Source organism: Mucilaginibacter sp. P25, from assembly GCF_050859465.1.
Taxonomy (GTDB): Bacteria; Bacteroidota; Bacteroidia; order Sphingobacteriales; family Sphingobacteriaceae; genus Mucilaginibacter; species Mucilaginibacter gossypii.
The window spans coordinates 685,596-697,511 of sequence record NZ_CP193937.1; the positions used below are offsets into that span (position 1 = coordinate 685,596).

The following is an 11,916-nucleotide window of genomic DNA, read 5'->3' on the forward strand; positions in this document are numbered from 1 at the left end:
CAACGTAATCATTTTAAAAATCAACGGTTATCTTTGCCGTATGCTGATATCGCCATCCACTCTACGCACATTTACCGAAAATATATTCAAAGTTATTGGCTGCAGCCATGAACATGCGGTTTTAGCAGCCGACGTGCTGCTTAAATCCGATCTCCGTGGTATCGACTCGCATGGCGTAGCCCGGTTGAGCGGTTATGTACGCCTTTGGGAGAAGAAACGCATTAATCCCACGCCCAACATCCGGATAGTGCATGAAACGCCAACAACTGCCACTGTAGATGGCGATGCAGGCCTTGGTTTAGTGGTAGCTCCGTTTGCCATGGAGGTAGCCATTAAAAAAGCTGAGCTATACGGCTCGGGTTGGGTATCAGTACGCAACTCCAACCATTTTGGTATTGCCGGTTATCACACGTTGATGGCTGTGGAGAAAGATATGATCGGTTTTGCCATGACCAATGCCAGTCCGCTGGTTGCGCCTACGTTTTCCAGTGAACGGCTTTTGGGTACCAACCCTATGTGTTACGCTTTTCCGGCTGGTAAATATCCGCCGGTGATAGTTGATATTGCCACTTCAGCCGCTGCTAACGGAAAACTGGAAATAGCCCAGCGCTTAGGCAGGCAGGTTCCCGAAGGCTGGATCCAGGATAAAGAAGGCAATTATACTACCGATCCTCATGCATTAAAAACCGGCGGCTCTCTCCTCCCCCTCGGCAGCGACCGCGACCATGGCAGTCATAAAGGTTTTGGTTTGAGTGCTACCGTTGATATTTTATCAGCAGTATTATCAGGCGCCAATTACGGACCCTGGGTACCGCCCTTTGTGGCTTTTCTTGATCCGCCGAATGATCCCGTTGGCGCGGGTATAGGGCATTTCTTAGGCGCAATGCGCGTGGATGGGTTCCGGCCGGTAAATGAGTTTAAAAATCATTTAGATAATTGGATAGAGCGTTTTAAATCATCGGCTACAGTTGATCCTGATCAAAAAGTAATTATTCCAGGGGAGCCAGAACTGGAAGCAGAAGCTGACAGGATAGCCAACGGCATACCATTAGTTGATGCCGTTGTTGAAGATTTGAATAAATTGGCGGAAAGGTTTAAAATTAGCCCGCTACCGCGGGTTTAGCGCAGCGTAACCCGTGGCAGGCATAATGTAAGCTTCCATCTTACGGAAATTCAGCTCAAACCTGAAACTATGGTAAACCACGGACTGAAAGCCCGCGGCCGTGATTTTATTAAAGTGAAAAGCCTGTTTTGCTAAGCAAAACAGGCTTTTCACTTTAGTTCCCCTTCAGGGGTTTAGGGGGCTAATGGATCAGATTAAACAGTCTGCTCCAGCGGATCTTGTGGATGAACGATGCATTGTCGTCAACACTCATCCAAATGAACAGTGCTTTACCCACAATATGATCTTCAGGAACAAAGCCCCAAAAACGTGAATCTTCTGAGTTATGACGGTTATCGCCCATCATAAAATAGTAGTTGAGTTTAAAGGTGTAACTATCGGCTTTTTTGCCATTGATCAGGATGTCTTTACCGCTCACTTCAACCTTGTTACCTTCATATACGGCAATTGCACGACCGTAGATCGGGAAGGTTAAACTATCCAGTTTTACTGTCCAGCCCTTTTTAGGTACAATGACAGGCCCGAAATTGTCTACATTCCATTTATAATCGGGAATGTTAGCTCCTATTTTATAGTTGGAGAAAATGGCAGGGTAAACCGGGTTCATCGGATCAGACGCGCCTGGCGAAGTTAACCGTGGTGTAACTGACTTGATGTTTGAATATCCCCTCAGTGCCTTTGCCGATTCCTCGGTGGTATTGGTAATAAACTCAGTATTATTTACCGATGAAATATCCGACAAATGCAAATCTGTAGCTATCTGCGGGTTAAGCTCGTTCCCATCTGTTTTAACATCATAAGTAATCTCGCCTTTTGGTGGTGTAACAGCAGCTTTCCCATTTATAAACACCTGGGCCTTAACTACACTCAGCGTATCGCCCGGGGTACCCTGGCAGCGTTTGATATAGTTTTCGCGTTTATCAACCGGCCTGAAATAAGGCGAATCGGCATCCATAGGATAATTGAACACTACCACATCACCTTTTTTAATATCACTTAAACCCGGCAGACGATAGTACGGCAGTTCGATACCATCCCAATAGGCCTTGGTATTAATAAGCGGCATGGTATGGTGTGCGAAAGGAAATGCAACTGGCGTCATGGGTAAACGTGCTCCATAGTTCACTTTGCTTACAAACAGGTAATCGCCAATAAGCAACGAGCTTTCCATCGATGCACTTGGAATTACATAAGCTTCAATAAATAATGTACGGATCAGCGTTGCAGCGATTACCGCAAAAATGATGGCATCAGCCCACTCACGTGCCTGGGTTTTCTTTAGGGCAATCTTATACTTAGTCCTGAACTCGGGGCTCGCCGACTGGCCTAAATATTTGGTATCCTTATCACCGCCCCATTTAGGGAAATATATAAACGGAAGGATTACACCCTGCACATGTTCAACAAAAGTGAACTTTCCGTACGATTTTAAAAAATCAACAATCAAGCCCAGCGCTATCAAAAAGTTTAAGCCTGGTATTAGCAGCATAATAAACCACCACGCCGGCCTACCGGTTAACTTAATGATGATGAAAAAGTTGTAGAGTGGCACAATGCCTTCCCAGCCTGGCCGCCCTGCCTTTTCAAACAGTTTCCATAAACCTGCAAATGGCAGTACTATAAAAAGAACAAATACTATTATTAATCCTATTCCGTTCACTTTGGTGTTTTTATATTTTCAATTAATGTATGCCTCTGAACAACCGGTTCCACCTTATTTTATTAAAGAAGCTGGCTGTACTGTCAATACTCATCCAGGTAAATAAAGCTTTCCCTACTACGTGATCTTCCGGAACAAACCCCCAAAAGCGCGAATCTTCCGAATTGTGACGATTATCCCCCATCATAAAATAGTAGTTAAGCTTAAAGGTATAAGTATCGGCTTTTTTTCCGTTAATCATGACATCCTTACCCACAACATTTACTTTATTATTTTCATAAATCTCAATAGCGCGGCCATAAACCGGGAAAGTCAGGCTATCCAATTTAACTGTCCAGCCTTTTTAGGGATAATGATGGGGCCATAATTATCTACATTCCATTTAAAGTCAGGAAAATTAGGTGTGATCTTATAACGCGGGTACTTGGCAGGGTAAACCGGGTTCAGCGGGTCACTGGTACCCTTAAGCGTTAAAGCCGGCACAATTGATTTTACATTTGAATAAGTTTTCAAAGTAGCTGCCGATTCCTTAGACATCATCATTTCATAACGGTTGCCGGTATTGCCCCTAATATCTATCTTAAGCTCGTTCAAAATAGCCGGGTTAAATTCCTGCCCATTGGTTTCAACAAAATAACCTTCCTTTCCCCTTTCCGGATTTGGAGCGGCCTTGCCGTTAATATAAACCTGCGCGTTAACTACGCTTAAGGTATCCCCGGGAGTACCCTGGCAGCGTTTGATAATGTTTTCGCGCTTATCCACCGGCCTGAAATAAGGAGAATCGGCCTCTATCGGCGCGTTAAAAACCACGATATCCTGCTTTTTTATATCACTTAAACCCGGCAAGCGATAATAAGGCAATTTTACTCCGCCCCAGTAAGCTTGAGTCCCCCAGGGAGTAGTATGGTGCATAAACGGAAACGAAACAGGCGTTATAGGCATCCTTGCGCCATAGTTAACCTTGCTTACAAACAGGTAGTCGCCAATTAAAAGTGAGTTTTCCATTGAGCCGCTGGGGATAACGTAGGCTTCGATAAACAGCGTACGAATAAGGGTGGCGGCTATTACTGCAAATATGATAGCGTCGCCCCATTCACGAAGCGCACTTTTTTCTTTTTTACTTTAGTTGAATCTTTCTTTTTCCAGAATTTCCAGTTCATATGATGTATCGAATGTGCAAATTTCAGATGTGCAAATGTGCAGATTTTTTAATGTTTATATTTTATGTATAAGATATATGTTACACGTTATATGTTACGCTCCCCCATATTAATTATAGATTCTATTATTAGGGCACAAATTGATAATTATTTAATCTCTCATCTGCACATCCGGAATTTGCACATCTGCATATCTCTCTAATTAATTCTTCTAAATACCCTGTCCCATCTTATTTTACAAAATGAAGGCGAATTGGCATCCCAGCTCATCCAAACCAATATGGCTTTACCTACAATATGGTCTTCGGGCACAAAGCCCCAAAAACGCGAATCTTCAGAGTTATGGCGGTTATCGCCCATCATCCAATAGTAATCCATTTTAAAGGTATAACTATCGGCCTTGCTCCCATTAATAAAAACTGCGTTCCCTTTAACCTGCACTTTATTATTTTCATACACCTCAATGGCCCGGCGATAAAAAGGCATGGTCATGCTATCCAGCTTTACAGTCCAGCCTCTTTGCGGAATAATAATTGGCCCCAGGTTATCCTCGTTCCACCTAAAGCGCGGATCATGCGGAAAAACCTCATGATCATACACCCCTCTTAACTTAACATCGGGCTTCACCGCCTTGATATAGGGATATGTTTTTAGCTTTTCGGCCGATTGTGCAGTCATATTCGCTGTAAAATAAACCCAGGTAAACTGTTGAATATCAGACAAATGAAGGTTATATCGCGTATGGGGACCAAAACCTCTTCCCGAACCATTTGTACGTACCCGGTATTCCATTTCCGCGTTGGGTGGGGCGGCTATCAAACGGTTATTTACGTATACCTGGCCGTACTCCAGCCTTATGGTATCGCCGGGTGTGCCCTGGCACCGTTTGATATAATTTTCCTGCTTATCTACAGGGCGGTAAAACGGCGAATCAGCATCCATTGGATAGTTAAATACTACTGCATCACCCTTTTTCACTTCGCTGAAACCCGGCAGCCGATAGTAGGGCAGCTTAATACCATCCCAATAGGCTTTAGTACCGGTGAGCGGCATAGTGTGGTGTGCAAATGGAAATGCTATGGGGGTCATAGGCAGGCGTGCACCGTAATTGATCTTGCTCACAAATAAAAAATCGCCTACCATTAGTGAGCTCTCCATAGATGACGAAGGGATGGTGAAAGCCTCGAGGAAAAGCCCGCGAATAACCGTTGCCGCTATTATAGCGAAAAGAATAGCTTCCGTCCATTCCCTTAGTGGGGATTTATCAAGGTCACGGTATTTTTCCCTGAAATCGTCACTTGCCGACGGGCCAACATAACGGGTGTTTTTATCAAAACCCCATTTGGGGATAAAAATAAATGGCAACAACACCGACATGGTGATTTGCCCTATGCCCACCTTGCCAAACGATTTAATAAAATCAATGAGGATGCCGATGCTTATAATAAAGTTTACGCCCGGTATTAAAAGCAACAAAAGGAGCCACAACGGCCGTTGGCTCAACTTAAGCATAATGTAAAGATGGTAAACCGGGATCAGTGCTTCCCACCCCCGGCGACCGGCTTTTTCAAAAAGTTTCCAGTATCCAGCCAGTATTAAAATCAATAGCGGGCCCGTAATGATATAAAACCCTATATAGCCCGCTATTGCCATTTATATTAAAAAGCTATTAGCTGTTAAAATCAAACATGGCTTCAACAGAGTAAAAACCCTTTTTATCGTGCAGCCACTCGGCAGCCAGTACAGCGCCTAAAGCAAACCCATTACGGTTATGGGCAGTATGCTTAAATTCGATGCTATCCACTTCCGAATCATAAATAACGGTATGAGTACCCGGCACACTGTCTATCCTTAATGATTCTATAAGTAATTGGTTAGGAGCAACATTCGCATCGTCATCACTGTCGTCGGTAGTTAATACATTAATCCACTCATTTTTGGTATCGGTGTTGTTAATGATGCCTTCGGCGATGGTTATGGCAGTACCGCTTGGCGAGTCCATTTTTTGGGTATGGTGGATCTCTTCAACCTGTACTTCGTAATAAGGGTACTTGTTCATGACTTTAGCCAACAGCTTATTCACGTAAAAAAACACGTTAACGCCAACGCTGAAGTTTGAAGCCCACAATAATGATTTATTCCCCTCAATACATTGCTGTTTTACTTCCGGTAATTTCTCGTACCAGCCTGTAGTACCAATAACAACAGGTACATTAGCATTAAAGCAATGCTCGATATTTGATAATACGGATGCCGGGGTAGTAAATTCAATTACCACATCTGCTTTTTGCAGATTTTCGGTTGTAAGGTCATGAAGGGTTTCATGATCAATGGTAAGTACAATTTCATGCTTGCGGCTAAGGGCTATCTTTTCGATGATTTTGCCCATTTTTCCGTAGCCAAGTAACGCTATCTTCATTTCAGGTATTGTGGTTTTCCTTATTAAAACGTAAAGGTAACTTTTATACCCGGAATATAAGCATTATTAGCGCCCTGCGCATAAACCGGCTGATTAATTATACCCGGAGCTACTTTGAACGACAAATTATTATCTACCGTATATGAGTGGATGAACTTGGCATCGATATAAGCATCAATAGCCTGGATACCCCATACAGCTAAAAAGCCCAGTATGCTCAAATCGCGGTTACGCCTTGAATTTTCACGGGCATCGCTCAGGTTGGCATCTGGCACGTCTTTATAAAGGTTATATTCTGTATAATAAGGATCGCCGGGATTAGGAGGAGTACCCTGGCGATATCTTGATAATGTTAAATATTCTTTGTAATAATGCTGGTTATATATAATGGCCGAGGTTAGCAAACCTAAACCTCCGTAAATTAACGGCACTTTCCACCATCTGCGGTTGTACACCTGGCCCCAACCAGGTATCATCAATGAATGCATTACTGCTTTATGCGGGATATGGGTACTATCGGGATGATAGATCTTTTCTTTGGCAGGATCAATTTTGGGAGCAAATGAGCCTGACGGGGTTTTAACAGGATGCTTTACTTTCAGCGTATCACTTTTTTTACTCCCCGTACTATCAACTACCTGCGCCTGTGCGGCAGAAATAAAAAAAGCGGATACAGCTAAAAAAAACAGGAATTTATACATTTTTTAAATTAACAATTACCAATCAAGCATTTCAAGGATGCGGCCAAGATCATCTTCCGAAAGGAAAGGGATCTCGATAACACCGCTTCCGCGGCTGCCAACTTTTAGTTTTACCCTTGTACTAAATTTTGAAGCCAGGTCATCCTGGATCTTCTGCAACTGATATGATACCGGCTCGGGCTGTTTGCCTTCCTTTTTTACCGGCGACTTTTGCATCTCTCTTACCAGTTCTTCAACCTTACGAACGGATAAACCTTCCTTTATAATATGCTGATGTATAAATAATTGTTTGGCAGGATCGGTTAGCGTTAAAATAGCTTTTGCATGCCCCATTGAAAGCTCGCCATCACGAATGGAGGCCTGGATAACCGGCGGCAACCTTAACAAACGAAGGTAGTTGGTCACCGTCGAGCGGTTTTTGCTTACTCTATCGCCCAGTTCTTCCTGCTTCAGGTTACATTCCTCAATCATGCGCTGAAAACTAAGGGCAACCTCTATAGCATTCAGGTTTTCGCGCTGAATGTTTTCGATAAGTGCCATCTCCAGCATTTGCTGATCATTGGCGGTGCGCACATAAGCCGGAATTTGGGTTAGGCCGGCCAGCTTTGATGCCCGAAAACGACGCTCGCCAGATATCAGCTGATATTTATGCGCCCCAATTTTCCTGAGCGTTATCGGCTGAATTAAACCCTGCAGTTTGATCGACTCTGAAAGCTCGGCCAGTGCCTGCTCATCAAAATCGGTACGGGGCTGAAACGGGTTAACCTCAATTTCGGCCAGTTTTATTTCATTAACCGAGCCAAGGTCATTTACCTCGGCAGGGCTTGCTGTTTCTCTACTTCTGTTTTGGTATGGTTGTACGTTAGGCGTGTCGTTCAATAGCGCACTCAGTCCCTTTCCCAGGGCATTTCTCTTTTCACCACTCATTTACTATACTGTTGCTGTAGCTGTTGCCTGTTCACCCTTAACCAACCCGTTTTTCTCCAGAATTTCGCGGGCAAGGTTTAAATAATTTATTGCACCCTTACAGGTAGCATCATGCATAATTACCGATACGCCAAAGCTCGGGGCCTCGCTTAACCGGGTATTACGCTGTATAATGGTATCAAAAACCATGTCTTCAAAATGGGTCCTAACTTCATCAACCACCTGATTGCTCAAACGCAAACGCACATCGTACATGGTTAACAAAATCCCCTCAATTTCAAGTTGGGGGTTAAGGCGCGACTGAACAATTTTGATGGTATTTAACAATTTGCCCAAACCCTCTAATGCGAAATACTCGCACTGTACCGGTACAATTACCGAATCGGCAGCGGTTAAAGCGTTAATGGTGATCAAACCTAATGACGGCGAACAATCGATAATAATAAAATCATATTCATCCCTCACTTTTTCAAATACCTGTTTCATTTTAAACTCGCGGCCCGTTAAATTGATCATTTCAATTTCGGCACCTACCAGATCAATATGTGCGGGTAATAAATCAAGATTAGGAGTTTCAGTTTTCTGAATGGCCTCATGAGGATCAACCTCATTGATGATACATTCATAGATACTGTTTTTTATATTGCGGGGATCGAAACCAATACCCGAAGTTGAATTAGCCTGCGGGTCGGCGTCAACCAACAAGGTTTTATAATCTAATACAGCTAAACTTGCAGCCAGATTTATAGATGATGTAGTTTTCCCTACGCCGCCTTTCTGGTTGGCTAAAGCAATAATTTTACTCATTCTATAGTTTAAAAAAATTTATAGTTCTGTGATTTATAACAACGTTAAATAGAAACAGAAATTTCTACTTTCGTAAAGTTTTTATCCGGTGATAAAGATACGGAATTAAATAATGCAGAATTCCACAGCTTTTGCCTATTTACAAACAAAATTGATCAATTAGTCAATTATCAGCGCGGCAACTAATAAATATTATTACTTAATCATATTTATTATTAAAACATTCATTAACAAAATATTACAAATTAATCAACAACAATATTACTAATCAGATCAGTCAGCAATTTACCAATAATAAATGATAACCATAATATCGTCAACCAACAGACCGGGAAGCTCAACGCTCAAACTTGCTAAGGTTTATCAGCAAAAACTGCAGGAAAAGGGTGTTGAAGCAGGTATCTTATCACTTGCTCAGCTGCCTCCAAACGTTATTGAAACCGACCTCTACAACAAACGCAGCGCAGCATTTGAGCCTATCCAGCAAACAGTTACCAATACAGATAAATTCATATTCCTTATCCCCGAATATAACGGCAGCTTTCCGGGTGTACTTAAGGTTTTCATTGATGCCTGTAGTTTCCCCGAAAGTTTTTATGATAAAAAAGCGGCATTGGTAGGCTTATCATCGGGCAAATATGGTAATATCCGCGGGGTTGACCATTTTACCGGCGTTTGCCATTACCTGCACCTCAACATTATGGCGCTTAAATTACACATAGCGGCCATACACAAAGAGTTTGATGAAGAAGGGAACCTGTTTAAGCCCGATACCATAAAGTTTGTAAACGAGCAGATAGAAAAGATCATTAAGTTTTGATTTTTGCTTGAGCTACCTGTTGGATTAATTCCGGGCACAAGCACCGCAGTTAATGATAACATAAAAAGAAGCAATTATATGAAGCCTAAAAATTAGCTTCAGTAATAACTTAAACCTATGTAATCAATTTTGTTTTAGGCTTTGCACAATCTGCTTTTGGCTTTATATAATCAGCGCACTATAAGCACCCAGCCCGATAATAGCGGCGCCCCACTTTTAAGATCAATCACATAGTAGTAAGTCCCGGGTGGTAAAGCATATCCTTTATAACCGCCGCTCCACGGTTTATCATAACCTGTAGAGGCATATACTTTTTGCCCGTTTCGGTTAAAAACATTCAGTGAACATTGCGGATAGGTTGATAAAGCCTCAATATCCCAGTTATCATTTAAACCATCTCCATTGGGCGAAAACGTTGATGGAATAACGATCTTTTTATAAACCCGTACAAAAATTGAGGCATTAACATATCCGCAACCAATACCTGATGAGGCTTTCAGGGTATAAGTAACATCATCGGAAGGGCTGGCAACAGGGTTCAATTTGGTAGGATCGTCGAGTCCATCCGCGGGGCTCCATAAATAAGTATCTGCATATTTTGCCTCGGCATCCAGTACTACCGATTGCCCTTCAAAGATTTTTTTCTGCGGACTTATACTTGCTTCGGGAGTGGGCATAACTGTTACAGTTACTGTTTGGGTTGCAGTACAATCCCCATTGCTTGTTACTGTTACTGTATAAGTGGTTGTTTCGGTCGGCATGGCAGTAGGGTTTGCCGCAGTTGGATCAGACAATCCTGTAACCGGCGACCAGCTATAGCTTTTGGCGTTGGGCGTAGTTTCATTGAGAATGATTAGGTCGCCCTTACAAATTGGAGCTGGGGTGAGAACAGGTATAACGGGTTTTAAGTTAACAGTTACCGTAACTTTATCTGATAAAGTAGGACAATCACCAGCCGAGAACACAGTAACCTGATAATCGCCATTAACAGCAACAGTGGCATTGTCAATTACCAGAGGATTTTGAGCTTTATTATTAGCGGTAACGCCCGGCCCGGTCCATTCATACCTGATTGCTCCCGGCGCATTTGCAGTAAGTGTAAGCACATCCCCTTCGCATACAGCCGGTGCGGTAATAGAAGGTTTGGCCGGGTAAGCATTAACCGTTATGGTGCGCACGTCTGAGTAAACGCGGCAAGTTGGCGAATTGATATTATCTCCTTCAGCTGCAGCCATCCTGTATTGGTAGGTACCTACCGGTTTATCCGCAGCAAATTGAAAAGCATAGCTAAGATCAGTAGCACCCGGAATGTTAGTCCAGCTACCGCCACCATCAGTACTGCTTTGCCATTGTACTTTAGGGTTGCTATAGCCGTTATTCAGATCTGCAATAAGTTTATAGTTTTGCACCTGCTCCTTGCAGACATTTTGCGGTTCGGTGTTGTCAACATTTGTAAATCCAACTTTAATGTTAGGTCCGCAAGCCCTGAATTCAATATCATCAAGCAGCAAATCGTTTCCATTACCTCCCGGCCCACTATTGCTGATTTCCAATACAATTTGCGTAACGCCCGCCCCTGTTGAAAATGGCACACTATATTTATTCCACTGAGGATCTGCGGTGGGCTGTATGGTATTGGTATCGTACTGGGTTAAGATTGTGCCATCGGGCTTTTTTATGGTAAATAATAAATCAGGCTGTTTAGTACTGGCATCACTTGATGAAAGTTTCATGAGATTGAGTACATAAGCTGAAAACTCGTAGGTTGTGTTTTCGCAAAGATTAAGCTCCTTCATTTCGGTAAAAAAAACACTTGGTTCGTACGATGCATTCACGAGCATCATATAACCACCAGAATTTCCTGTATGATCATGAAGTACAGTATGCCAGGTATCATGACACGAAGTTTGACTGCTTACAATTGAATAATACCTATCATCCGGGCAATCAGGAGCATAGAACATGGTTGTAATACCTGTAGCCAGTGGAGGACCGGTATGACTAACTCCCGATCCAAAATCAAGTTTTACTACCGGGTCGCCGTAACTGCCATTACAAACAGCCGTTTTCACTTTAACCTTTGGAAAAGTAAAAGCAAACAAGATCAACAGAAATAATTTAATGAAATTAAAAGGCATTAACCGGTTGAAGGATATAAACATCGAACCATCAAAAATATATTTTTTTGGTTATCCCAGCGTATAAAAGCAATTAAACCACGAATATATTACTCACTGCAAAACAACCACTTATCGTGAACAGGCGTTATCTCCCAAAAGTTAACTATTAGTATACAAAA

General features: G+C 42.6%; 11 protein-coding genes. 2 read left to right on the plus strand and 9 right to left on the minus strand.

The annotated features are described in order from the left end of the window. Positions 1 to 40 precede the first annotated feature (40 nt). Positions 41 to 1,123: an Ldh family oxidoreductase gene (locus ACRQ5D_RS03610; RefSeq protein ID WP_432328453.1), complete on the plus strand. Its 1,083-nt coding sequence runs from the start codon at positions 41 to 43 to the stop codon at positions 1,121 to 1,123. A 181-nt stretch (positions 1,124 to 1,304) separates the two neighbouring features. Here ACRQ5D_RS03610 and lepB (ACRQ5D_RS03615) read toward each other — a convergent pair whose 3' ends face one another. The 8 genes from lepB (ACRQ5D_RS03615) to ACRQ5D_RS03650 all read right to left on the minus strand — a co-directional run bounded on the left by lepB (ACRQ5D_RS03615) (position 1,305) and on the right by ACRQ5D_RS03650 (position 8,797). Further along, entirely contained in the window at positions 1,305 to 2,783 is a 1,479-nt protein-coding gene (lepB, locus tag ACRQ5D_RS03615) for a signal peptidase I (protein ID WP_176844421.1), read from the minus strand. Positions 2,784 to 2,805: 22 nt separating this feature from the next. After that, positions 2,806 to 3,108: a signal peptidase I gene (gene lepB, locus ACRQ5D_RS03620; RefSeq protein WP_432328454.1), complete on the minus strand. Its 303-nt coding sequence runs from the start codon at positions 3,106 to 3,108 to the stop codon at positions 2,806 to 2,808. Beyond that, positions 3,096 to 3,863: a signal peptidase I gene (lepB, locus tag ACRQ5D_RS03625; RefSeq protein ID WP_432329699.1), complete on the minus strand. Its 768-nt coding sequence runs from the start codon at positions 3,861 to 3,863 to the stop codon at positions 3,096 to 3,098. Before lepB (ACRQ5D_RS03625) ends, lepB (ACRQ5D_RS03620) begins: the two co-directional genes overlap by 13 nt. 278 nt (positions 3,864 to 4,141) lie before the next feature. Continuing rightward, positions 4,142 to 5,596, minus strand: a complete 1,455-nt coding sequence (gene lepB / locus ACRQ5D_RS03630; protein WP_091165248.1) for a signal peptidase I — start codon at positions 5,594 to 5,596, stop codon at positions 4,142 to 4,144. Between the two features lie 16 nt (positions 5,597 to 5,612). After that, on the minus strand, positions 5,613 to 6,362 hold the full coding sequence (gene dapB, locus ACRQ5D_RS03635) for a 4-hydroxy-tetrahydrodipicolinate reductase (protein WP_091165245.1): 750 nt from the start codon (positions 6,360 to 6,362) through the stop codon (positions 5,613 to 5,615). 23 nt (positions 6,363 to 6,385) lie between these two features. Beyond that, positions 6,386 to 7,063, minus strand: coding sequence for a DUF5683 domain-containing protein (locus tag ACRQ5D_RS03640; RefSeq protein WP_091165243.1), 678 nt, complete (start codon positions 7,061 to 7,063; stop codon positions 6,386 to 6,388). Between the two features lie 15 nt (positions 7,064 to 7,078). Beyond that, positions 7,079 to 7,990: a ParB/RepB/Spo0J family partition protein gene (locus ACRQ5D_RS03645; RefSeq protein WP_091165240.1), complete on the minus strand. Its 912-nt coding sequence runs from the start codon at positions 7,988 to 7,990 to the stop codon at positions 7,079 to 7,081. Positions 7,991 to 7,993: 3 nt separating this feature from the next. Then, a complete protein-coding gene (locus ACRQ5D_RS03650; RefSeq protein WP_090529444.1) occupies positions 7,994 to 8,797 on the minus strand; it encodes a ParA family protein in 804 nt (267 codons plus the stop codon). Between the two features lie 298 nt (positions 8,798 to 9,095). On the opposite strand from ACRQ5D_RS03650, the gene ACRQ5D_RS03655 reads away from it, so the two are divergent. Next, entirely contained in the window at positions 9,096 to 9,617 is a 522-nt protein-coding gene (locus ACRQ5D_RS03655; RefSeq protein WP_091165234.1) for an NADPH-dependent FMN reductase, read from the plus strand. 170 nt (positions 9,618 to 9,787) lie between these two features. On the opposite strand, the gene ACRQ5D_RS03660 is transcribed toward ACRQ5D_RS03655, so the two are convergent. Further along, positions 9,788 to 11,689 carry a gliding motility-associated C-terminal domain-containing protein gene (locus ACRQ5D_RS03660; protein WP_218134394.1) on the minus strand — a complete coding sequence of 634 codons (1,902 nt, stop codon included), beginning with the start codon at positions 11,687 to 11,689 and terminating at the stop codon, positions 9,788 to 9,790. Between the last annotated feature and the right edge of the window lie 227 nt (positions 11,690 to 11,916).

Bases quoted from the DNA above. Each gene is read 5' to 3' on its own strand.
- ACRQ5D_RS03640 (WP_091165243.1), bottom strand. From the start codon at position 7,063: ATGTATAAATTCCTGTTTTTTTTAGCTGTATCCGCTTTTTTTATTTCT.
- lepB (WP_091165248.1), bottom strand. From the start codon at position 5,596: ATGGCAATAGCGGGCTATATAGGGTTTTATATCATTACGGGCCCGCTA.
- dapB (WP_091165245.1), bottom strand. From the start codon at position 6,362: ATGAAGATAGCGTTACTTGGCTACGGAAAAATGGGCAAAATCATCGAA.
- ACRQ5D_RS03610 (WP_432328453.1), top strand. From the start codon at position 41: ATGCTGATATCGCCATCCACTCTACGCACATTTACCGAAAATATATTC.
- ACRQ5D_RS03655 (WP_091165234.1), top strand. From the start codon at position 9,096: ATGATAACCATAATATCGTCAACCAACAGACCGGGAAGCTCAACGCTC.
- ACRQ5D_RS03645 (WP_091165240.1), bottom strand. From the start codon at position 7,990: ATGAGTGGTGAAAAGAGAAATGCCCTGGGAAAGGGACTGAGTGCGCTA.
- ACRQ5D_RS03650 (WP_090529444.1), bottom strand. From the start codon at position 8,797: ATGAGTAAAATTATTGCTTTAGCCAACCAGAAAGGCGGCGTAGGGAAA.